21 protein-coding genes are annotated in these 20,714 nt (G+C 72.3%); 12 read left to right on the top strand and 9 right to left on the bottom strand.

All coding sequences use genetic code 11. The features are described from left to right. Positions 1 to 66: 66 nt before the first annotated feature. Positions 67 to 1,431: a hypothetical protein gene (locus tag AB0I89_RS30345; RefSeq protein WP_357133732.1), complete on the bottom strand. Its 1,365-nt coding sequence runs from the start codon at positions 1,429 to 1,431 to the stop codon at positions 67 to 69. Between the two features lie 269 nt (positions 1,432 to 1,700). Beyond that, a complete protein-coding gene (locus AB0I89_RS30340) occupies positions 1,701 to 2,177 on the bottom strand; it encodes a MarR family winged helix-turn-helix transcriptional regulator (RefSeq protein WP_357133730.1) in 477 nt (158 codons plus the stop codon). 59 nt (positions 2,178 to 2,236) lie between these two features. Here AB0I89_RS30340 and AB0I89_RS30335 point away from each other — a divergent pair, with 59 nt between their 5' ends. The 3 genes from AB0I89_RS30335 to AB0I89_RS30325 all read left to right on the top strand — a co-directional run bounded on the left by AB0I89_RS30335 (position 2,237) and on the right by AB0I89_RS30325 (position 3,890). After that, on the top strand, positions 2,237 to 2,794 hold the full coding sequence (locus AB0I89_RS30335; RefSeq protein WP_357133728.1) for a carboxymuconolactone decarboxylase family protein: 558 nt from the start codon (positions 2,237 to 2,239) through the stop codon (positions 2,792 to 2,794). Positions 2,795 to 2,931: 137 nt separating this feature from the next. Beyond that, a complete protein-coding gene (locus tag AB0I89_RS30330; RefSeq protein ID WP_357133847.1) occupies positions 2,932 to 3,711 on the top strand; it encodes a helix-turn-helix transcriptional regulator in 780 nt (259 codons plus the stop codon). Beyond that, on the top strand, positions 3,702 to 3,890 hold the full coding sequence (locus tag AB0I89_RS30325; protein ID WP_357133726.1) for a DUF397 domain-containing protein: 189 nt from the start codon (positions 3,702 to 3,704) through the stop codon (positions 3,888 to 3,890). Before AB0I89_RS30330 ends, AB0I89_RS30325 begins: the two co-directional genes overlap by 10 nt. Before the next feature lie 54 nt (positions 3,891 to 3,944). Here the strand turns inward: AB0I89_RS30325 and AB0I89_RS30320 are convergent, their stop codons facing one another. Further along, positions 3,945 to 4,760, bottom strand: a complete 816-nt coding sequence (locus AB0I89_RS30320; protein WP_357133724.1) for an alpha/beta hydrolase — start codon at positions 4,758 to 4,760, stop codon at positions 3,945 to 3,947. A gap of 309 nt (positions 4,761 to 5,069) precedes the next feature. On the opposite strand from AB0I89_RS30320, the gene AB0I89_RS30315 reads away from it, so the two are divergent. Continuing rightward, positions 5,070 to 6,527, top strand: coding sequence for a menaquinone biosynthesis decarboxylase (locus AB0I89_RS30315; protein WP_357133722.1), 1,458 nt, complete (start codon positions 5,070 to 5,072; stop codon positions 6,525 to 6,527). Continuing rightward, positions 6,527 to 7,438, top strand: coding sequence for a menaquinone biosynthesis prenyltransferase MqnP (gene mqnP, locus AB0I89_RS30310; RefSeq protein WP_357133720.1), 912 nt, complete (start codon positions 6,527 to 6,529; stop codon positions 7,436 to 7,438). The genes AB0I89_RS30315 and mqnP overlap by 1 nt, the downstream gene beginning before the upstream one ends. Here mqnP and AB0I89_RS30305 read toward each other — a convergent pair whose 3' ends face one another. Then, the gene (locus AB0I89_RS30305; RefSeq protein WP_357133718.1) at positions 7,439 to 8,407 is read right to left on the bottom strand and encodes a terpene synthase; all 969 of its coding nucleotides are present in this window, start codon (positions 8,405 to 8,407) and stop codon (positions 7,439 to 7,441) included. Between the two features lie 160 nt (positions 8,408 to 8,567). Between AB0I89_RS30305 and AB0I89_RS30300 the strand changes: the two genes are divergently transcribed. Further along, a complete protein-coding gene (locus AB0I89_RS30300; protein ID WP_355048303.1) occupies positions 8,568 to 9,197 on the top strand; it encodes a UbiX family flavin prenyltransferase in 630 nt (209 codons plus the stop codon). 71 nt (positions 9,198 to 9,268) lie between these two features. Here AB0I89_RS30300 and AB0I89_RS30295 read toward each other — a convergent pair whose 3' ends face one another. Further along, the gene (locus AB0I89_RS30295) at positions 9,269 to 9,535 is read right to left on the bottom strand and encodes a BldC family transcriptional regulator (RefSeq protein WP_007454516.1); all 267 of its coding nucleotides are present in this window, start codon (positions 9,533 to 9,535) and stop codon (positions 9,269 to 9,271) included. Between the two features lie 269 nt (positions 9,536 to 9,804). Between AB0I89_RS30295 and AB0I89_RS30290 the strand changes: the two genes are divergently transcribed. Together AB0I89_RS30290 and AB0I89_RS30285 are read left to right on the top strand one after the other, a co-directional pair. Then, positions 9,805 to 10,263, top strand: a complete 459-nt coding sequence (locus AB0I89_RS30290; protein WP_357133716.1) for an Lrp/AsnC family transcriptional regulator — start codon at positions 9,805 to 9,807, stop codon at positions 10,261 to 10,263. 22 nt (positions 10,264 to 10,285) lie between these two features. Then, positions 10,286 to 11,377, top strand: coding sequence for a PLP-dependent cysteine synthase family protein (locus AB0I89_RS30285; RefSeq protein WP_357133714.1), 1,092 nt, complete (start codon positions 10,286 to 10,288; stop codon positions 11,375 to 11,377). Positions 11,378 to 11,414: 37 nt separating this feature from the next. On the opposite strand, the gene AB0I89_RS30280 is transcribed toward AB0I89_RS30285, so the two are convergent. The 4 genes from AB0I89_RS30280 to AB0I89_RS30265 all read right to left on the bottom strand — a co-directional run bounded on the left by AB0I89_RS30280 (position 11,415) and on the right by AB0I89_RS30265 (position 17,825). Further along, positions 11,415 to 12,035 (bottom strand): putative glycolipid-binding domain-containing protein, encoded by a 621-nt coding sequence (locus AB0I89_RS30280; RefSeq protein ID WP_357133845.1) that lies wholly within the window; start codon positions 12,033 to 12,035, stop codon positions 11,415 to 11,417. A 108-nt stretch (positions 12,036 to 12,143) separates the two neighbouring features. Beyond that, positions 12,144 to 14,153 (bottom strand): DEAD/DEAH box helicase, encoded by a 2,010-nt coding sequence (locus tag AB0I89_RS30275; RefSeq protein ID WP_357133843.1) that lies wholly within the window; start codon positions 14,151 to 14,153, stop codon positions 12,144 to 12,146. 293 nt (positions 14,154 to 14,446) lie between these two features. Continuing rightward, complete coding sequence (locus tag AB0I89_RS30270; RefSeq protein ID WP_357133712.1) at positions 14,447 to 16,159, bottom strand: hypothetical protein; 1,713 nt, start codon at positions 16,157 to 16,159, stop codon at positions 14,447 to 14,449. Between the two features lie 112 nt (positions 16,160 to 16,271). Beyond that, complete coding sequence (locus AB0I89_RS30265) at positions 16,272 to 17,825, bottom strand: NlpC/P60 family protein (protein ID WP_357133710.1); 1,554 nt, start codon at positions 17,823 to 17,825, stop codon at positions 16,272 to 16,274. A 237-nt stretch (positions 17,826 to 18,062) separates the two neighbouring features. On the opposite strand from AB0I89_RS30265, the gene mqnE reads away from it, so the two are divergent. From mqnE to AB0I89_RS30245, 4 genes are all read left to right on the top strand, one after another. Next, positions 18,063 to 19,232, top strand: a complete 1,170-nt coding sequence (gene mqnE / locus AB0I89_RS30260) for an aminofutalosine synthase MqnE (protein WP_357133708.1) — start codon at positions 18,063 to 18,065, stop codon at positions 19,230 to 19,232. Positions 19,233 to 19,255: 23 nt separating this feature from the next. Then, positions 19,256 to 19,693: a hypothetical protein gene (locus AB0I89_RS30255; RefSeq protein ID WP_357133706.1), complete on the top strand. Its 438-nt coding sequence runs from the start codon at positions 19,256 to 19,258 to the stop codon at positions 19,691 to 19,693. A 38-nt stretch (positions 19,694 to 19,731) separates the two neighbouring features. After that, positions 19,732 to 20,010, top strand: coding sequence for a DUF4229 domain-containing protein (locus tag AB0I89_RS30250; RefSeq protein ID WP_357133704.1), 279 nt, complete (start codon positions 19,732 to 19,734; stop codon positions 20,008 to 20,010). A 78-nt stretch (positions 20,011 to 20,088) separates the two neighbouring features. Then, positions 20,089 to 20,562: a hypothetical protein gene (locus tag AB0I89_RS30245; RefSeq protein WP_357133702.1), complete on the top strand. Its 474-nt coding sequence runs from the start codon at positions 20,089 to 20,091 to the stop codon at positions 20,560 to 20,562. Positions 20,563 to 20,714 lie beyond the last annotated feature (152 nt).

The following is a 20,714-nucleotide window of genomic DNA, read 5'->3' as shown; positions in this document are numbered from 1 at the left end:
GGCAACACAGCGCGGGCCGGCCACGGAATCGTCCGTGACCGGCCCGCGTCGTCAGGGCGTGTGCGGTCAGCCCACGGTCACCGGCGCGACGTCGTTGCCCGGGTTGTCGTCCACCCGCGGGAAGCTGCCGTATCGCTGGACCTCGCCGGGCGTCCCGGAGAGGCTGTCGATCCGCAGGTCGAAGGTGACCGTGTTGCTGGTCCCGGCGGTGAACACGGCCCTTCCCCCGTCGCAGTACCAGGTCTTCGGGGCGTCGTCGCCGTTCTCCTCCTCCTCACTGCCCGTCTGTGAGCAGCGCGGGCTGCCCAGCACGGTGACGCCGGCGGGCGGGGTGAAGTAGAACGCGCCGACCGTGTCGCCGGAGATCGTGCCGTCCGGCACGCCCGGCCCTTCGTTACGGATGCCCACGGTGACCTGGACGGTGTCGCCGACCGCGCCGGTGACGGCGGCGCCCTGGGCGACGATGTCGAAGGCGCCGTGCACCGCACGCAGGTAGGTCTGCCCGCCGACGCCGTCGACCTCGACCGGGATCACGCCGAGCGGCTTTCCGACCGGCCGGAGCCGCAGTGCCTGGTCGCTCTCGCGGTGCGTGAGTCGCACACCGCTCGGAAGGGGCCCGGCGGTCGCCAGCGGCTCCACGATCTGGGTGATCCGCTTGTCGCCGAGGGTGGCCGGACCGACCGTGGTGGCGAGCCCGCCGCGCAGCTCGTGCCGCTGGCCGGGCGCGAACGTGCCCCGCACGGTGCAGACGACCACGGTGGCGAGCACCTGGTCGGTGCCGTAGCGGCAGTTGCGGTAGCTGGCCGGGACGAGGCCGACCGGGAAGCGCATGGTGAGCCGCAGGTCGACGGCCGGTTGGTCGCCGGCGTTGACCACGGCCACCGGGGCGGCGCGGGTGTCACCCACGTCGACGCCGTCGACGTACTCGTCGACCATGTCGAGCAGGTCGGGCCCGGACCGCACGGTGATCGTCGCCTGCTGGGTGGACACCTCGGTCTGCTCGCCGAGCGCGGTGTAGGTCAGGGTGCCGGTCGCGCCGTCGACCGCGCCGGGCGCGGCCCGGAACACCACCGGCACCGTGCCGGTGACCGTGCCGAACTCCTCGGTGGCGTCGGCCGGCATCGGGCAGGTGACCGAGGTGCCCTCGGTGACACACGCGGTGGGGAAGGTGGCCGTTGCGACGCCGGCCAGGCCGGTCAGGTCGAGGGTCACCCGGGGTTGGGCCGCGCCGGTGCTGGTCAGGGTCAGCGGAACCGTCCGAGCGGGAGCGTCCGGGCCGCCGACGGTGGCGTCGTAGAGCAGGGCCTCGACCCAGCCGGGATCGTCCTGCGCCAGGGCCGGCGTGGCGGCCACACCGACCGTCGCGGCGCCCACGACCAGCGCGGTGAAGCCGCGCAGGAGCCTGCCCCGTGATACACGCACAGATCTCATCGATCTCCTTGGTGAGGGGGACCGGTCGGCGTCACTTCAGCCCGACCGGCACCCCTGATCCTAGAGATCGCCTATGACAGTTTTCGATCAGTCGATCGGTGCGCGGACACCGTCGGATGGCCTTGATCCACTCCAGATCGCCGACGTGGGGGCAATGCCGGGCGTCGGATGCCGCCACATCGGCGATCCGGTGTCGATCACGATCGACGGCCCACCCACGCGAGCGGGCCGTCGATCACGATCAACGGCCGAACCGGGCTCGGTCGCGGTCAGCCGCCGAACCAGCCCGGCATGTCGAGGCGGAACCAGTTGGTGGCGGCCATCGTGCGCAGGTCGTCCTCGATCGCGGCCACGCGCTCCTCGCCCAGGGTCGCGGCCCACCGTTGCCGTAGCCGATCGAAGATCTCGGCCGAGCGACGGAGCCCGTCGACGCCGCGCGGTGTCATCCGGACCAGCCGTCGGCGGGCGTCGGCGGGGTCGTCGACCCGTTCCAGGTAGCCGACGGCGACCAGCCGGTCGACGGTCTTGCCGGCGGCCTGCTTGGAGATGCCCAGTCGCTGCCCCAGCTCGCTGGCGGTGGTGCCGTCGACGCCCACGGCCTGGAGCACGAACCCGTGCAGCGGGCGCAGCTCGGGGTGCCCTTCGCGGGCCAACTCGGCGTGCAGGTCGTCGATCAGCGTGCGGAAGCCGGCCAGCAGCAGCAGGGGGAGCTGGAAGCCGGGCCGGGACGGCTCAGGGGTTGCCATGTTCGACAACCACGTTTACTATTTCGTCAACCACGTTGACTATCTTAGGGCAGGCAACCATGTCCGTCTTCACCACCCACACCGCCGAGACCGCACCCGCCGCCGCACGCCGGGCCATCGAGGGAGTACGCGGCCGATTCGGCTGGCTGCCCAGCGCGGTGGCCCTGATTGCCGAGTCGCCACAGCTACTCAACGGCTTCCTCGCCGCCAGTGCGGGATTCGAACAGACCAGCCTCGCGCCCGTCGAGCGGGAGGTGGTCATCATGGCCCTCTCCACCTCCCACGAATGCCACTTCTGCGTGGCCCTGCACACCGGCAAGATCACTGAGATCGGCGCGAGCGCCGCGCTGATCACCGCGCTGCGCGCCGGCACGAAGCTGCCCGAGCCGCGACTGGAAGCGCTGCGCCAGTTCACGCTGGCCGTGCTCGAGCACCGGGGCGCGGTGCCCGACGAGGAGCTGGAAGCCTTCCTGGCGGTCGGCTACCAGCCCCGGCAGGCGCTGGACGTGGTGCTCGGGGTCGGGGCGTACACCATGTCCACCTTCGCCAACCGGCTCACCCGCGCGCCGCTCGACCCGCCGCTGGCCGCTCACGCCTGGACGCCGCCCGTGTCCTGAGCGAGCCGCGTTACCGCGACATGCCGGCAGAGGCTGACTCAGGGTCGCGGTTCCGCTACCTTGCGCCAGAAGGGCCGATGGGCCTCCTCGGCAGCGGAAGGTGAGGCGCGGTGACCACGACACTGTCCACAGCGGAAATGATCAGAGACCAGCTCCGGCGGTCCCGGCTCGCGGCCGGGCTCAGCCAGGAGGAGTACGGCAAACGGGCGCACTACTCACCGTCCATGGTGTCCTCGGTCGAGGTGGGCTCGACGGTGCCCAACCTGGCGTACCTGACCCGGGCCGACGAGGTGCTCGACACCGGCGGCCTGCTGGTCTCGCTACGCGAGCTGGGTCGTCGGCACGCCGAGCCGGTGTGGTTCCGCCCCTGGTTGGAGGTCGAGCGGGTGGCCACCCAGTTGCGGTGCTTCGAAGCGACGATGGTTCCCGGGCTGTTGCAGACCGCCGACTACGCCCGCGCGGTGTTCCGGCTCGACCTGGGGCTCACCGCCGAGCGGGTGGAGGAGTTGGTGGCCGCCCGGCTGGAACGGCAGACGATCCTCGACCGGGAGCACCCGCCGCAGCTCACCGCCGTGATCGACGAGGCCGCCCTGCGACGCTTCGCCGAGGGCAACGCCGGGGTGCTGGCCGGCCAGCTCCGGCACCTGGTGGCGTGCGCCCGCCGCCCGCACATCCGGGTGCACGTGCTGCCCCAGGCGGTCGGGTTGCACGCCGGCATGTTCGGGCCGTTCATCCTGGGCCGCACCGCCGACGGCAGTTGGCTCGGTTTTCTCGACAACCAGACCGGTGGCACCGCCGTCGACGAGAATAACGAGGTGGCGACCCTGCTCGGAAGGTGGGAGAGTCTGCGCAGCGACGCGCTGCCCCGGCAGCAGTCCATCGACCTGCTCGAGGAGATCGTGAAGCCATGGATCTGACCGGAGCTCAGTGGCGCAAGTCCACCCGCAGCGGCAACAACAGCGGCGCCTGCGTCGAGGTCGCCGACAACCTGCCCGGCCGGGTGCACGTCCGCGATTCGAAGGACCGCGACGGCGGCGTGCTGACCTTCAGCCCGGCCGCGTGGCGCTCCTTCGTCGAGCTGACCCGCACGCCCTGACCCCAGGGCTCCTGCTCAGGCCGCGTGGCCCGCACCCACTGACCTAACCCGGGCTCAGGCCGCGAGGAAGTCGCGCAGCAGGGCGAGCATCACGTCCGGGCGCTCCTCGTACAGCCAGTGCCCGCAGTCGTCGATCACCTCGCCGCGAACGGTGTCGGCGTACCGGCGTACCTGCTCGGCGACCTGGCCGCCGAGGCTGGCCGCCGCGCCGACGGCCAGCACCGGCATGGTGAGCTTCGTGGCCCGGTACGTCGCGTTGTCGGCGATGTCCCGGTCGAACGCCCGGAAGTGGGCGAAGCTCGCCCGCAGGTGCGCCGGGTCGCGCAGGTGGCCGGCGAACTCCTCGATGTCCGACGCCCTGATGCTGCCCTTGTGCACCATCAGGGCGTCGGTGAACCGGTCCACCCAGAGCGACTCCCGCCCACGGACCAGCTCCTCCGGCAGCCCGTTGTCGAGCGTGAAGAAGCCGAAGTTCCACACCGCCGGCCCGGCCGCGGTGAGCGCGGGAAACGTGTAGATGCTCTCGTCGGGGATCGGCGCCTCGGTGAGCGCCAGCCGGCTCACCCGGTCGGGATGGGCGGCGGCGTACGCGTACGCCACCATCGTCCCCAGGTCGTGCCCGACCACTCGCAGGTCGTTGACCAGGCCGAGTTGGTCGAGCAGGCCGTGCAGGTCGGCGGCGACGCTCTTCTTGTCGTACCCGTCGACCGGGGCGTCGCTGTCCCCGAAGCCGCGCAGGTCGGGCGCGACCACCTCGAAGGACCGCCCCAACTCGGGCAGCAGGTGCCGCCACATGTACCAGCACTGCGGGTACCCGTGCAGCAGCACCAGCGGTGGGCCGCTGCCACCACGGACATAGTTCATGGTCATCCGACCGACCCGTGCCCGTTGCTCGGTGAACCCCGCCGGAACCCGATCGCCACCCATCCGCCGCCCCCGTCTGCCGGCTGCCCGGCTACCCGCTCGACCGGCGGCCATGCCTGCGCACGGCGCGCATGCCTGCGACACGGCGCTCGAACGTTGATCGACTCGGGTTCCCGGAAGTCGGGCCGTCCCCGGCCGCTGGACACCCCGACTTCCGGAAACCCGACCGGACAGGCCGGGGCTCGCCGGGGTCGTCGCGGGTCTCACAGCACCCGGCGTGGGCCGCGCCGCACCCGGTGCGGGAGACTGGGCGACATGGCTCGTGGCTTCCCGTACACCGATCTCAAGGACTTCCTCGCGGCGCTGGAGCGCGCGGGGGAGCTGCGTCGGGTCGACGTCCCCGTCGACCCGACCCTGGAGATCAGCGAGGTGGTCACCCGCACGGTGCGCGCCGGCGGGCCGGCGCTGCTGTTCGAGCACCCCACCCGGGGTGAGATGCCGGTGGCGATCAACCTGTTCGGCACCGAGAAGCGGATGGCGATGGCCCTCGGCGTCGACTCGCTGGACGAGGTCGGCGCGCGGATCGGCGCGTTGATCAAGCCGGAGTTGCCGGTCGGATGGTCCGGCATCCGCGAGGGCCTGGGCAAGGTCATGCAGCTCAAGTCGGTGCCCCCGCGCAAGGTCAAGACCGCGCCCTGCCAGGAGGTCGTCTACCGGGGCGACGACGTCGACCTGGGCCGGCTGCCGGGGTTGCAGGTGTGGCCCGGCGACGGCGGGATCTTCCACAACTACGGGCTGACGCACACCAAGCACCCGGAGACCGGCAAGCGCAACCTGGGCCTCTACCGGCTTCAGCAGCACGGCCGCAACACCCTCGGCATGCACTGGCAGATCCACAAGGACTCCACCGCGCACCACGCGGTCGCCGAACGACTCGGGCAGCGCCTGCCGGTCGCGATCGCGATCGGCTGCGACCCCGTCGTCTCGTACGCGGCAAGCGCGCCGCTGCCCGGCGACATCGACGAATACCTGTTCGCCGGGTTCCTGCGCGGCGAGCGGGTGGAGATGGTCGACTGCCTCACCGTGCCGTTGCAGGTGCCGGCGCACGCTCAGATCGTGCTGGAGGGCTACCTGGAGCCCGGCGAGCGGCTGCCCGAGGGGCCGTTCGGCGACCACACCGGCTTCTACACGCCGGTCGAGCCGTTCCCGGTGCTGCACATCGAGGCGATGACCATGCAGCGCGACCCGGTCTACCACTCGATCGTCACGTCGAAGCCGCCGCAGGAGGACCACGGCCTCGGCAAGGCCACCGAGCGGATCTTCCAGCCGCTGCTCAAGCTGATGATCCCGGACATCGTCGACTACGACCTGCCGGCCGCCGGGGTGTTCCACAACTGCGCGATCGTGTCGATTCGCAAGCGCTACCCGAAGCACGCGCAGAAGGTCATGAACGCGATCTGGGGCGCGCACCTCATGTCGCTCACCAAGCTGATCGTGATCGTCGACGAGGACTGCGACGTGCACGACTACAACGAGGTGGCCTTTCGCGCGTTCGGCAACGTCGACTACGCCCGTGACCTGCTGCTCACCGAGGGACCAGTGGACCACCTCGACCACTCGTCGTACCAGCAGTTCTGGGGCGGCAAGGCAGGCGTCGACGCGACCCGCAAGCTGCCCACCGAGGGCTACACCCGAGGATGGCCGGAGGAGATGACCATGGCCCCGGAAGTCGCGGCCCTGGTCGACAAGCGCTGGAAGGAGTACGGGATCTGATGGCCGTCCTCGACGCACCCGTGGAGAAGCCGGGCCGGGTCAAGTCCTTCCTCAAGCTCGTCGCGATCGAGCACTCGGTGTTCGCGCTGCCGTTCGCGTACCTGTCGGCGCTGACCGCCATGCAGGTGAACGGCGGGCACGTGCGGTGGCTCGACCTGCTGCTGATCACCGTGGCGATGGTCGGCGCGCGGACGTTCGCGATGGCCGCCAACCGGATCCTCGACCGTCGGATCGACGCCCGGAACCCGCGTACCGCCGGACGGGAACTGGTCACCGGGGCGGTGAGCGTGCGGACGGCCTGGACCGGCGCGGCCGTCGCGCTCGTGGTGTTCCTCGCCGCCGCCGCGCTGCTCAACCCGCTCTGCCTGGTGCTCGCGCCGCTCGCCGTGGTGCCGCTGGTCGTCTACCCGTACGGCAAGCGGTTCACCAACTGGCCGCACGCCATCCTCGCCATCGCCCAGGCGGTCGGCCCGGTCGGCGCCTGGCTCGCGGTCACCGGCACCCTGGACGGCTCCGGGCCGGCCTGGCTGCTCGGCGCGGCGGTCGGGCTCTGGATCGGCGGCTTCGACCTGATCTACGCCTGCCAGGACTCCGAGATCGACCAGCAGATCGGCGTGCACAGCGTGCCCGCCCGGTACGGTCGCCGCTTCGCGCTGCACGCCTCGACGCTCGCGCACGTGGTGACCTTCGGGCTGTTCGTGTGGTTCGGGGCGCTGATCGGGTTCGGCTGGCTGTGGTGGGTCGGCCTGGCGCTGACCGCCGTCGCGTTCGCCTACCAGCACCTGGTGGTCAGCCCGACCGACCTCAGCAAGGTCAACCGGGCGTTCTTCACCGCCAACGGGTTCGTCGGCATCGCGCTGTTCGTCTTCGCCCTGCTCGACCTGGTGATCCGCCTCGGCCTGCGGCCCTAGCTAGCCGGCCGCGGCCGTCGGGTAGCGGCCGCTCTCCAGGGTCCAGTCGATGGTGCCGCGCACGGCGTACGCGACCCCGTCGAGATGGTCGGTGACGGCCTCGTCCAACGCCGGCCCGAACGACGGCACGGCGGCGCGGAGCGCCACGAACCGCCGCATCGACTCGCGCCAGCGCTCGGCCACCCGCCGTACCGCCTCGTCCGAGGACACGCCCCACTCGGCCTGTGTCGCCAGGACCAGGTTGTGCCCGCCCGAGGTGGCCCGGTCCTTCTCCAGCGAGGCCAGGTCGTTGTACCAGGAGAGCAGGTCGTTGCCGGTGCGGGCGATCTGGCGCAGCAGCGGATGGTGGTAGACCGGATCGGGCAGGGGCCGGCCGCCGACGAACTCCACCAGCGGATACGACACCTCGGCCGCCGAGGTGGCCCGTCGCAGCTCGACGTACTCGTCCACGCCGGGTCGGACGGCGGCCTCCTTGTTGGCCGCCTCCCGCCAGGTGCCGTCGAGGTGCCGGCCCACCGCGTCGGCGAAACGTAGCCGCCACCGGGACGGCATCCGTCTGCGCGGTTCCCGCCAGGCCAGCACCAGCAGTCGCCGCAGCGGCCCGGTCAACCCACCGTGCCGGAGGCGGGGACCGTCGTGCAGCAGTGCCAACGTCCCGTCGCGCAGCGCCCGGATCTGCGCCGGGCTGATTCGGTGCGGGCCGTCGCAGGCGTCGTCGACGAGGAAGAACCAGGTGAAGAGGGCCGTCAGCACCCGCAGGTCGGCCTCGCTGGCGTCCGGGTAGAGCCGTCCCGCGTACCGGGCGAAGCCGCCCCGAGCCAGCCGGTGCAGCGCGGCGTCGTCCAGCGGCATGCCCAGCTCGGGCAGGATGTCGACGAGCCACTGCTGGACCTGGTCGGCGTGCGGCGAGAGCCGGGGTGGGATCGGGCACTCGGCGCGCAGCGCCCAGAGGACCTCGCCGGTCGTCACCGATGCCTCCCGTGCGAACTGCTCCCGGTGCGAATCGCCATCGGCAGCATCGCAGGTCGGCGGGATAACCACCTACCCGGCCGGACAAGTCGGGCGGCTGCGGCGCGGCGGATCGTGGGGTGCCCAGCGGCGCGCGGCGTCGACCAGGCAGGCTGGGGGCATGCGGGAACCATGGGTGGTCGGTGTCTCCGGGGCCTCCGGTACGCCGTACGCGGCGGCCGTCGTCGGCGGGCTGCTCGACGCGGGCGAGCCGGTGGACCTCATCGTGTCCCGGGCGGCCCGGCTTACCCTGCTGGACGAGACCGGGCGCTCGTTCCGCGACGCGCACTGGGCCGAAGACCTCGCGGCCTGGCTGGGCCGGGACCTGACCGGAGCGGACGTACGCCACTGGCCGGCCGGCGACCTGGCCGCCGGACCCAGCAGCGGTTCCTACCGGGTACGCGGAATGGCCGTCGTACCCGCCAGCACCGCGGCCTGCGCCGGCATCGCGATCGGGCTCTCCAAGGATCTGCTGCAACGTGCCGCGGAGGTCAACCTGAAGGAGCGCCGACCGGTCGTGGTGGTGCCCCGGGAGACCCCGGTGACCCGCAGCCACCTGGAGCACCTGATCGCGTTGCACGACGCCGGCGCGGTCGTGCTGCCGGCCAGCCCCGGCTTCTACGGCGCGGGCGCGGCGGCCAGCGCGCAGCAACTGGTCGACTTCGTGGCCGGCAAGGTGCTGGACGCGCTCGGCGTGCCACACACCCTGTTCCGCCGGTGGTCCGGCCAACTCGGCGCGGCCCGGAGCTGAGCCGTCACCTGGGTTGCAGTGGTGCGCGGACCGGACAGGTGTCCGGTCCGCCTGACATTGTCCGCACCAGTTCAGTACATGCCGGCGTTGGCCGGACCCGGCCCGGTGGAGGCGGCCGGACCCACGTTGCGTGGCTTTCCGACCTCGTCCACCTCGTCCAGCATGCCCTCCCCCTCAAGCAGGGCTCGCACCTCGGATTCCCGAAACCGGCGATGCCCGCCTGGAGTCCGGATGCTTCCTATCCGGCCGGCCGCCGCCCATCTCGTCACAGTCTTCGGGTCTACCCGAAACAGCGCGGCGACCTCACCCGGTGTCAGCAGGCGATCTCCAGTGTCCACAGCCCCCTCCTCGCGTCGACGAAGCCCCTGGCTGAACACACTGCCCCCGGCTGGTGCGAGCCCAGAGCCGTCATGAGGGACGTATGGCAATTACAGCACCAGGGACCTGGCCTGTCCGCCAAACGCGAAAAATGCACTGACTGGGAAGTTAGTAAATGGTACTGGTGCAACCCCTACCTAGACCGTCAGTTTATGAACAGTTACTCACTGTTCTGACCAACGGATGCCGAAGGCCTCGCGTTACGCCCAACGCGTTAAGGTCACTCTCCGTGGACGCCATCGACCTGAGCCTCGTCGACCTGCTGCGCGGCAACGCCCGCCTGTCGTACGCCGAGCTGGCCCGACAGGTGGGCCTCTCCGCCCCGGCCGTGCACGAACGCGTCGGCAAGCTGGAGAGCAGCGGCGTGGTGCTGGGCTACCGGGCGGACGTGGCGCCCGAGGCGATCGGGCTGGGCGTCACCGCGCTGATCGGCATCGTCGAGGACTCCGGCGCGGACTCCGACGACATGCTGGAGTCGCTGCGGGTGCTGCCCGAGATCGAGTCCTGCTACTTCATGGCGGGCGTCGAGTCGTTCCTGCTGAAGGCCCGGGTCGGCACGATCGCCGAGCTGGAGCAACTCATCGTGCGGCTCAACCGGACCCCCGGGGTCGCCTCCACGCGCACCGCCATCGCCCTCTCCACCAAGTGGGAGAACCGCCCCCAGGCGGTCGGTCCGCAGCCCACCTGAGCTGGTTGCTAGGTTTCCGGGCGTGACTCATCTCGACCGGTGCGACGAGGCCAGCCGTAGCTGGGTGACCGAGGCGATTGCCGCCGTCGAGGCCGACGCCAACCGCTCGGCCGACACCCACCTGCTGCCCTTCCCGCTGCCCCGGGCGTGGGGGATCGACCTCTACCTCAAGGACGAGTCGTCCCACCCGACCGGCTCGCTGAAGCACCGGCTGGCCCGCTCACTGTTCCTCTACGGCCTGTGCAACGGCTGGATCGGGCCGCAGACCACGATCGTCGAGGCGTCCTCGGGCTCCACGGCGGTCTCCGAGGCGTACTTCGCCCGCATGCTCGGCCTGCCGTTCATCGCCGTGATGCCCGCCTCCACCTCGCCCGAGAAGATCGCGCAGATCGAGTTCCAGGGCGGCCGGTGCCACCTGGTGGACGACCCGGCGGGCGTGGTGGTCGAGGCCCGCTGGCTGGCCGAGGACTCCGGCGGCCACTTCATGGACCAGTTCACGTACGCCGAGCGGGCCACCGACTGGCGAGGTAACAACAACATCGCCGAGTCGATCTACGCGCAGTTGGAGCTGGAACGACACCCCATCCCGGCCTGGATCGTGGTCGGCGCCGGCACCGGTGGCACCAGCGCCACCATCGGCCGGTACGCCCGCTACCGCCGCCTGGCCACCAAGCTCTGCGTCGTGGACCCGGAGAACTCCGCCTTCTACCCCGCCTGGGTGGCCGCCGACTGGTCCGTACGCACCGGCAAGGGCTCCCGCATCGAGGGGATCGGCCGGCCCACGGTCGAGGCGTCCTTCCTGCCCTCGGTCGTGGACCGGATGGTCCAGGTGCCGGACGCGGCCTCGCTGGCCGCCATGCGCGCCGGCTCGACGGTGCTCGGTCGTCGGGTGGGCGGCTCCACCGGCACCAACCTGTGGGGCGCGTTCAGCCTCATCGCCGGCATGCTGGCCGAGGGGCGGACCGGCTCGGTGGTCAGCCTGATCTGCGACGCCGGTGACCGGTACGCCGACACGTACTACTCCGACGACTGGGTCGCCGCCCAGGGCCTCGACCTGACGCCGCACGCTGCGACCGTCGAGCGCTTCCTGAGCAGCGGCGACTGGCCCGCCTGAGCTGCCTGTCCGGTCCGACGACGGGCCCGCGCTGCCGTCAGCGGGGGTCGATCCGTTCGGCAAGACCGGGATAGCGCACCACGTACCCGTCGGCGTCCAGGTCGATATCGGCCGTGAAGGTGCCGCTGGCGAACCGTACCCGGCCCGGACCGAGCCCGGTGTAGATCTGCTCGGCCGGCACCACCTCCAGGCCCGGCAGCAGCACCCACGCGACCGTGATCCGGCGCGGCATGTCGGCCGGTCCGCGGGTCAACCCGAGCCGGCGTACCGGAAGGGCGTTGAACAGCGGCGAGCCACTCAGATCGACGTCGAGCGCGTCGGCGAGGCGATCCGGGTCGTCGGTGCCGGGCAGGCCGGCGCGCGGGTGTCCGGCCCCGACCAGTGCGGCATCCAGGTCGCCCTGCTCGGCGGTGGTGACCCGCCACCGGGACGTGGCCCGCTCGAGGGTCACGCGCCGAAGCCAACCCGACCCCTCGGCCTCGACCTCGACCCGGGCGGTGCTCCCGTCGGGCGCGGTCGTCAGCCGGTAGCGGGCGGTGAACGGAATCGGATCGACGGCGAGCACGGTGCCGCGCGCCGACAACGCGTCGCCGTCGTCGAGCAGGGCATGTTCGCTGCCGGCGGTGTCCGTCCGGGACCAGAAGATCGACTTGGTCATGGTCGCCATGAGCCGGACGTTACGCGACCCGGACGCGGTCGGCAGCGCATGCGCGAACGCCGCCGCGGAGCACAAGCTCCGCGACGGCGTTCGGCGTGGATCGGAAGATCAGTGGGTACGCGCCGGCGGCCGCCCGCCGAAACCCCGCCGATCATCACGCGGTCGGTCGTCCCGACCACGGCCCTCGGAGCGGTAGCCGCCCCGGCTGTCGCGGTCCGGGAAGCGCCGCTCACCCCGGTCGCCCCGGTCGGCCTGCGGCCGGTCGCCGTAGCGGCGCTCACCGGTCGGCCGGTCACCGTACTGCCGGTCACCCTGCGGGCGGTCACCCTGCGGGCGGTCGCCGAAGCGGCGCTCGCCCGTCGGCCGGTCGGCGTAGCGGCGCTCGCCCTGCGGGCGGTCGCCGTACTGTCGGTCGCCCTGCGGCCGGTCGGCGTAGCGGCGCTCGCCCGTCGGCCGGTCGCCGTACTGTCGGTCGCCCTGCGGGCGGTCGCCGAAGCGGCGCTCACCGGCCGGTCGGTCACTCCGGTCGGTCTGCGGGCGGTCGCCGTAGCCGCGACTGTCGCGATCGGCGTACCGGCGCTCGCCGGTGGGCCGATCGCCGTAGCGGCGCTCGCCCTGGGGACGGTCGCCGTACTGCCGGTCGCCCGTCGGCCGGTCGCCGAAGCGGCGCTCGCCGGTGGGCCGGTCGCCGTAGCGGCGCTCGCCCTGCGGGCGGTCGCCGTACTGCCGGTCGCCCGTCGGCCGGTCGCCGTACCGGCGCTCGCCCTGGGGACGGTCGCCGTACCGGCGCTCGCCCTGCGGCCGGTCGCCGAACCGGCGCGGGCCGCCGGAGCGGTCGTCGAACCGTCGGCCACCGCCGGAGCGGTCACCGAAGCCGCGCGGCTCCGCCTCGACACGAACCGGAACGCCGCTGGGCTCGCGGGCGCCGATCAGCTCCGCCAACACCGGGTCGCCGACCCGGACGCGGGTCTCGGCCGGCGCGACGCCGGCCTTCTCCATCATCGCGAGGGTGGTACGGCGCTGCTTGGGCAGCACCAGCGTGGCGACCGCGCCGGACTCGCCCGCGCGGGCGGTACGACCGGCACGGTGCAGGTAGTCCTTCGGGTCCTTCGGCGGGTCGACGTGCAGCACCAGCGTGACCCCGTCGACGTGGATACCACGGGCCGCCACGTCGGTGGCGACCAGGACGTTCATCCGACCCTCACGGAACTCGGCGAGGGTCTTGGTCCGCATCCGCTGGGTCTTGCCGCCGTGCAGCCCACCGGCCCGCACGCCGACCGCGGCCAACTGGTCGACCAGCCGGTCGACGCCCATCTGCGTACGCGCGAACACCATGGTCCGTCCGTCCCGCGCCGCGATCGAGGCGGTCACCGGAAACTTGTCGTGCGGCGGGATCAGCAGCACGTGGTGGTCCATGGTGGACACCGAGGCGGTGGACGGCGCGGTGGAGTGCGTCACCGGGTCGTTCATGAATCGCTTGACCAGCGCGTCGACGTCGCCGTCCAGAGTGGCGGAGAAGAGCAGGCGCTGACCGCCGGCCGGCGTCTTCGCCAGCAGTTCGGTCACCTCGGGGAGGAAGCCCATGTCGGCCATCTGGTCGGCCTCGTCGAGCACCGTCACCTCGACGTCGTCGAGCTGGCAGATGCCCCGTTCGATCAGGTCGCCGAGCCGGCCCGGGGTCGCCACGATGATCTCCACGCCCCGCCGGAGCGCGTCGATCTGGCGGTCGTACGGAACACCGCCGACGGCGGTCTTCAGGAACACGTTGAGCGCCTTGCCCAACGGCAGGAGCGCGTCGTTGACCTGCATGGCCAGCTCGCGGGTCGGTACCAGGACCAGGGCGCGTGGCCGCATCGGACGCGCCGGACGCCCGGCGGCGACGCGGGCCAGCAGCGGGAGGCCGAAGGCGAGGGTCTTGCCCGACCCGGTCTGCCCACGACCGAGCACGTCCCGCCCGGCGAGGGCGTCGGGGACGGTGGCCTGCTGGATCGGGAAGGGTGCGGTGATGCCCTGTCGGGCCAGAGCGCGAACCAGCGGCTCGGGCAGGCCCAGACCGGCGAAGTCGATCGACTCGGCGGTTTCGGCGGGAACGGCGTCAGACGTCTCGGGGGCGTCGATCGTCACGGGGGCGTCGGACGTCACGGGGGCGTCGACCGCCGTCGTGGCGGAATCGAAAACGGACGGAACGGTGCTGGGGTCAGCAGAGGTGGTCAACAAATGCCTTTCAAGCGGGGCGCATCTTCGCGATGGCCTGCCGCGGCTGTGCCGCCGGATCGCCCGCAAGATCGCCCATGGGCGCACATCGGGCGCGCCAGGTCAGTGATCCCGACCAGTGTACGGCGATTCGGCGGAGTCGCCAGCCGGTTGACCGACCGTAGTGGGCGGACTCACCCTCGCAGCCGTGGTGTCGATCAGCCGTCGAGCATGCCGCCCATCAGGCCGTCCAGGGCGTTGTTCGCGAGCAGGACGACCAGCACGCTGATCCCGATCAGGAGCCCCAACGCGGCGATCAGGACGATCACCACGCGGGTGTTCCGGGAGCGCTCCGCCGGGGTGTCCGACCAGCCCTGGGCGAGGATGTGCCCGGTCAGCGAGCCGGAATTCTCCACCGCCGCGTTCGCCGGTAGGGCGATCGTGGTGAAACCCGGCCCGTCGCCGCTGGCGTAGACGGTGCCCGCCTGGTCAGCGCCGCCGGCACGGGCTCCGGTACGACCACCGGCCGTCGTGCTCCGCCGCTCGGGCCCGCCGTGCGGGGTGGTCGTCCGGTGGTCCGAACCGCCGGTCAGGGGGGTGGTGGTGGACGGCGGCCACGTCGGCAGCGCGGGCGCGGGAACCACCGGCGGGGCGGACCCGGGTGTCCCGGCCCAGGCGCTGCCCGGGGCGGGCGGCGCGGCGGTCCATCCGGAGAAGGTGGCCGGCGGCGCGGAGACCGACCCCGTGGCGGGTGCGCCCGGCGTGCCGGTCGTGGCTGGTGGCGGCGGGAACGGTGGCGCCGGCATCGGGCCGGGCTGCGGCGGTGGCGCGGGCACCGGCGGGCCCGGCGGTGGCATCGGCGGCCCGGGGACGGGTGGCGTCGGCGGCCCCGGGACAGGCGGCATCGGCGAGGGTGGTGGCACGGGCGGTCCCGGAACCGGCGGCACCGGGTCCGGTCGGGGCGTGGGGAAGGGGCCCGGCGTCGGCGTCGGACCGGGCGGGTACGGCCCCGGGCTCGGTGCGGGCTCCGGCTCGCCCGGCCCCGGCGGTGTCGGTTCCGGGGCCGGACGCGCGGGCGGCTGCGCCGGCTCCGGGGGTTGCGCCGGCTCGGGCGGTTCGGGATTCACCGGTCCCGACCGGTAGACGGCGGACGTGCTCGCCCGGGGCTCCGGCGCGGCCCCGCCGCCGGCCGCGACCCGGCTGCTGCCGGGGACCGTGGCGCTGGCCCGCGCCGACGTCGGGCCGGTGGCGGTGCCCGTGGCGGTGGCCTGCGTCGGCGTCGAGCCGGTGACGGGCGCTGGCGTTGGGCCCGTGGCCTGCGTCGGCGTCGGGCCGGTGGCGGTGGCGCTGGCCGGCGCGGTGGCGCTGGCGGTCACCGACGCCGTCGCGCTGGCGCGCGCCGGGGCGGTCGAGGTGTCGGCCGATGCCGGTGCGGGCGAGCTGTCCCGCTGTGCGGGCAGTGTGCTGGCCGAGCCGGCCGCCCGGTAGGTGGTCGCGGTGGCTGGAGCGCTCACCGGCAGATCACCGGGGCGTGGGTGGGCTGTCGCGACGCTGGCCCGCGCCCGCACCGGGGCGGCGGTCGGATCAGCGGCGGCGTCCTCCGACGGCTCGACGTCCGCCCCGTGGCCGTGCGCGTCGTCGACGGGGTCGCCCGCGGCGTCGTCTCCGGCTGTCGCGTCGTACGTGCCGGCGGCCTTTCCATCGGACTCCGCGACCCCGTCGCCGGTGTCGCCGTCGAGCGCGGCGTTCCCGTCCCGCACCGCGGCGTCGGTGAGCGCGGTGTCCCGGTCGGCGCTGGTCAGCGTGGCGCTGGGAGCACCGGCCGGCGAGCCGGCGTCGGTCGTCGGATCAGCGGTCGTCGGATCCGCGGTCGTCAGCCCCGCGGCCCGGCCGACGTCGACACTCTCCGCCGGATCTCTCTGCTCGGCCATCTCCGCCCTCCGCGCCACGCTCGCACCCGGCCCGTGACGTCGGACCGGGTGTGCCTGGTTGTCACCGTGCCACAGATCGTCCCAGGCGGACAGCCGGAGCCCCGGTGGCGGATCAGCGTCCCGCGCTCGGGCTGTCGCTGGTCGTCCCGCTCCGGCTGGTGGACGGCGTGCTGGCGGCGGAGGCCGATGAGCTGGCCGGTGCCGTGGTGGGGGGCGGCGGCAGCGTCGTCGGCGTGTTGGTCGGGCTGTCCGTCGGGGTCGGCGAGGTGCCGCCGGTCGGCTCCGGCGTACCGGTCGGCGTACCGGTGGGCTTCGGCGTACCCGTGCCGGTCGGCGGGGTCGGCGGCTTCGTGGTCGGCTTGCCGGTGGGGGTCGGCTTGGGGGTGGGCGTCGGCTTCGCGGGCGGCGTCGGCTTGCTGGTGGCCGGCGGCGGCACCGGCGGAAGGGGCACGTTCGGGGTCGGCACCGCCCCGATCACCCGGGTAACGGCGTAGAGCCGGGACCAGTTGACCACCGAGACCTTGACCACGTCGCCGGTCGTGGGCGCCTGCACCATCTTGCCGTTACCGATGTACATGGTGACGTGGTGGATCGTGGTGTAGCTGCTGCCGGAGGCGAAGAACATCAGGTCGCCGGGGAGCGCCTCGCTGGGTCGTACGGTGCGGGACCGGGTGGCGGCGTACTGGTCGCGGGAGACCCGGGGCAGATCGAAGTAGTCGGCGCCCGGGGAGCGGTACGCGGCCCACATCAGACCCGAACAGTCGAACTGGTCCGGCCCCTCCTCGGACCACTTGTACGGGTCACCGAGCTGGGCGAGCGCGTACCGGACGGCGGCCAGCGCCCGCGGGTGCGCGGACATGCCGCTGGTGCTCTGGCCGGCGACGTAGCCCGATCCGAACTGCTGCTCGGCGGCCTCCTGCTGCCGTTCGAGCAGGATCAGCTGGGCGGCGTTGTCCTTGCGGAGCTTGAGCAGGCTGGCCTCGGCGGTGCGCAGGGCATTCTCGCCGGTGGCGAACTCCGCCTCGACGGCGTCGACGGCCGCCTTGGCCGCGGTGTGTGCCTGGTAGGCGGTCTGTTCGCTGGCCCGGGCCCGCGCCAACTCGCCGGTCACGGCGGTGGTGGCACCCTCGACCTTCTCGCCACGGTTGATGCGCTGGAGCCGGCTCAGGCCCTGGATGTCGTCGACGAAGTCACCCGGCGGCAGGGCGGCGGCCGCCTTGACCGCGTCCGAGGCTGCGGAGTCGGCTGCCTGCTGGGCGCGGAGGAGAGCGTCCTGCGTGGTCGCCAGCACCTTGCCGGCCGCGACGAGCTGCGCCTGCGCGTCGGTACGTTTCTGTCGGGTCAGCAGTAGTTGGTCGCCGAGCAGGCCGACCTGACTCTCGGCGGCGGCGATCTGGGCGGCCAGCGGGCCGTTGCCGAGGTTGACCGGGGGGGCCGGGACGCCGGCGAGGGGCGGGCTGCCGGGCACCTGCGGGGCACCGATGGCCGGTGGACGCGCGCCGGTGTCCGGCACGGTCGAGGGCACGGTTGGCTCGGCGTACGCGGGGGTGGCCAGCACGGCGGCGGCGATCGCGCCGAGCAGGGCGGCCCAGAGCTTCGGCCGCAGCACCGGCGAGATCACCGGGCTCCGTCGTCGCTGCCGTCGCCCGCGCCCGCTGTCGACCATTCCGCTCCCCGTCCGGTGCTCGTCGTCGCGCTCGGTGGGCGCGACCGTCGGGACGGTACCAGTGTGTGAGTTCCGCCCCACCTTGTCTTACCGCACGGCGGCAGTGATGTCGATGCATCGGCGGGTTACGGGAGGCTGAGAGTCCGGTGAAGTGGGTCGCTGTCGCGGACCGTGCCGCCCGGCCCACCGGGGGGTCGACGTACCCTCGGGAAAGACCGCAGGTGGAAGGGACGTGCCATGGACGCCGGACTCAAGCGTGAGCTCGAAGCGAAGGTGTACGCCGGTGAGCGGCTGACCCGGGAGGACGGCGTCGCCCTCTACGACAGCGACGACCTGACCTGGTTGGGGCGGCTGGCGCACCACAAGCGCACCGAGCTGAACGGTGAGCGGGTGATGTTCAACGTCAACCGGCACCTCAACCTGACGAACGTCTGCTCGGCGTCCTGCGCGTACTGCTCGTTCCAGCGTAAGCCGGGCGAGAAGGACGCGTACACGATGCGCATCGACGAGGCGGTCCGCAAGGCCAAGGAGATGGAGGATGAGCAGCTCACCGAGCTGCACATCGTCAACGGCCTGCACCCGACGCTGCCGTGGCGCTACTACCCGAAGGTGCTGCGCGAGCTGAAGGCGGCGCTGCCGAACGTCAAGCTCAAGTGCTTCACCGCGACCGAGGTGCAGTGGTTTGAGAAGATCAGCGGCCTGAGCGCCGACGAGATTCTCGACGAGCTGATGGACGCCGGCCTGGAGTCGCTGACCGGTGGCGGCGCGGAGATCTTCGACTGGGAGGTCCGCCAGCACATCGTCGACCACGAGTGCCACTGGGAGGACTGGTCGCGCATCCACGCCCTGGCCCACAGCAAGGGCATGAAGACCCCGGCGACCATGCTGTACGGCCACATCGAGGAGCCCCGGCACCGCGTCGACCACGTGCTGCGCCTGCGGGAGTTGCAGGACGAGACCGGCGGTTTCGCGGTCTTCATCCCGCTGCGCTACCAGCACGACTTCGTCGACTCGGCGGACGGCAAGATCCGTAACCGGATCCAGGCGCGCACGACGATGGCCTCCCCGGCCGAGTCGCTGAAGACGTTCGCCGTGTCCCGGCTGCTGTTCGACAACGTGCCGCACGTGAAGAACTTCTGGGTGATGCACGGCCTGTCGGTGGCCCAGCTCTCGTTGAACTTCGGCGTGGACGACCTGGACGGCTCGGTGGTCGAATACAAGATCACCCACGACGCCGACTCGTACGGCACCCCGAACACCATGCACCGCGACGACCTGCTGAACCTGATCTGGGACGCCGGCTTCCAGCCGGTCGAGCGGGACACCCGCTACAACGTCGTCCGGGAGTACGACCGGGCGCCGTCGCTGGCCGAGCGCCGCGCCGAGCCGCAGCAGGTCTGGGCCTGAGACACCACGTACCCTCGCAGTCGATGACCGAGCAGCGCAGCGCCGAGCAGCAGGGCGGCTTCCCCCGACGAGACGCCGAGGGGCGCGTCCGTACGCTTGGTGACCTGCTCGGGGTGTGCCTCGCCGGCCTGGTCATCGGTGTGCTGGCGCTCGTGCTGTTCGAGTGGGCGTTCGCCTCGTTCGGCGCTGCCGACTTCGGGCACACCAACGGTTGGCTCGCGGTGATCCTGCCGGCCTGGCTGTTCTGGGACGACTTCCGCGCCTGGGGGTTCGGGGCTGCCCGGGTGGTGGCGGCGCTCGTCGCGGCGGCGGTCGCGGTGTTCGTGGGGCTGCTGGTCGCCGGGCTGGGCGCGGGGTTGCCGCCGCTGCTGTCCGGCGCGTTGGCGGCGGCGGCGTTCACCGTGGCGTACGCGACGATCTGGTTCCCCGGCGTCCGTTGGCTGGCCCGCCGGACGGGCTGAGTGACCCGCCCATCGGGCGCGGAGAAGGAGTACATGAGGTGAGCGCGGCGCTCAAGTACACGCTGGGCCGGATCGGGCTGTTCGTCGCCGTACTGGCGGCCCTCTGGCTGGTCGACGTGGACATCTTCCTGAAGCTGATCCTGGCGCTGGCGTTCTCCGCCGCGCTCTCCTTCTTCCTGCTGCGCGGCTGGCGCGACGAGATGGCCCACGAGATGGCCGAGGCCACGGCTCGTCGCAAGGCAGAGAAGGAGCGCCTCCGCTCCGCCCTGGCCGGCGAGGACGAGCAGTCCGACGAGGGTGAGCGGCGGCAGCCGTAGGGCCTGCGGACGCGTGCCGCGCGGGGACCGTCGAAACGGGGCGGCGGGAGCGGCTGCCTGCCGTTAGTGTCTCCCGCCGTGGAAATCTTCAACAAGATCAGCGACTGGCGGGCCAAGATTTTCGTCTGGGTCGGCCTGCCTGTCATCGCCGGCATCGGTCTGCTGCTGGGCGTTGGTGATCTCGGACCGGCCTGGCAGGCCAAGGGCGGTGGCGGCACCGCGGGCACCTTCACGGCCGTCTCGGAGGAGTGTTCCCGTCGAAGCTGCACCTGGCACGGCGACTTCGTGGCCGACGACGGTGCCAAGCGGGCGGACGTGATCCTCTACGACGCCCCGGACACCCTGTCGACGGGCGAGACGGCCCCCGCACTGGACACGGGCGCGCGCAAGGGCGTCTTCGCCGCCGCCGGGGGTTCCACCTGGCTGCTGGTCACCGCGCTAACCCTCGCCGGAGTGGTGGCCGCCGTCGCCTGGGTGCTCTTCCTCACCCACACCGTCCGCCGCCACCGCGCCCCAAACGAACCCCTCCCCGAGCCAACCAACCGCGCCTGAGAAGCGTGATCAAGAGGTTTGCGTCAGCAGAGTGGCATTCGGTGACGCAAACCTCTTGATCAACCGCGTTCCGTCCGGACGGGGGCCCATCAAGAACCTCGGCGACCCGGTCAACGGTTGGACGCTGGGCTGGACCTTCCCCAACTCCAGCC

The organism is Micromonospora sp. NPDC049801, from assembly GCF_040656575.1.
GTDB lineage: Bacteria > Actinomycetota > Actinomycetes > Mycobacteriales > Micromonosporaceae > Micromonospora.
This window is presented reverse-complemented; position numbering and strand designations above follow the sequence as displayed.

What these genes read in the sequence shown, in the direction of transcription:
- mqnE (WP_357133708.1), top strand. Translation starts at nt 18,063, where the DNA reads ATGGACGCCGGACTCAAGCGTGAGCTCGAAGCGAAGGTGTACGCCGGT.
- AB0I89_RS30340 (WP_357133730.1), bottom strand. Translation starts at nt 2,177, where the DNA reads ATGGCAACCCCTGAGCCGTCCCGGCCCGGCTTCCAGCTCCCCCTGCTG.
- AB0I89_RS30335 (WP_357133728.1), top strand. Translation starts at nt 2,237, where the DNA reads ATGTCCGTCTTCACCACCCACACCGCCGAGACCGCACCCGCCGCCGCA.
- AB0I89_RS30300 (WP_355048303.1), top strand. Translation starts at nt 8,568, where the DNA reads ATGCGGGAACCATGGGTGGTCGGTGTCTCCGGGGCCTCCGGTACGCCG.
- AB0I89_RS30270 (WP_357133712.1), bottom strand. Translation starts at nt 16,159, where the DNA reads ATGGCCGAGCAGAGAGATCCGGCGGAGAGTGTCGACGTCGGCCGGGCC.
- AB0I89_RS30265 (WP_357133710.1), bottom strand. Translation starts at nt 17,825, where the DNA reads ATGGTCGACAGCGGGCGCGGGCGACGGCAGCGACGACGGAGCCCGGTG.
- AB0I89_RS30315 (WP_357133722.1), top strand. Translation starts at nt 5,070, where the DNA reads ATGGCTCGTGGCTTCCCGTACACCGATCTCAAGGACTTCCTCGCGGCG.
- AB0I89_RS30330 (WP_357133847.1), top strand. Translation starts at nt 2,932, where the DNA reads ATGATCAGAGACCAGCTCCGGCGGTCCCGGCTCGCGGCCGGGCTCAGC.
- AB0I89_RS30320 (WP_357133724.1), bottom strand. Translation starts at nt 4,760, where the DNA reads ATGACCATGAACTATGTCCGTGGTGGCAGCGGCCCACCGCTGGTGCTG.
- AB0I89_RS30345 (WP_357133732.1), bottom strand. Translation starts at nt 1,431, where the DNA reads ATGAGATCTGTGCGTGTATCACGGGGCAGGCTCCTGCGCGGCTTCACC.
- AB0I89_RS30280 (WP_357133845.1), bottom strand. Translation starts at nt 12,035, where the DNA reads ATGACCAAGTCGATCTTCTGGTCCCGGACGGACACCGCCGGCAGCGAA.
- AB0I89_RS30325 (WP_357133726.1), top strand. Translation starts at nt 3,702, where the DNA reads ATGGATCTGACCGGAGCTCAGTGGCGCAAGTCCACCCGCAGCGGCAAC.
- AB0I89_RS30255 (WP_357133706.1), top strand. Translation starts at nt 19,256, where the DNA reads ATGACCGAGCAGCGCAGCGCCGAGCAGCAGGGCGGCTTCCCCCGACGA.
- mqnP (WP_357133720.1), top strand. Translation starts at nt 6,527, where the DNA reads ATGGCCGTCCTCGACGCACCCGTGGAGAAGCCGGGCCGGGTCAAGTCC.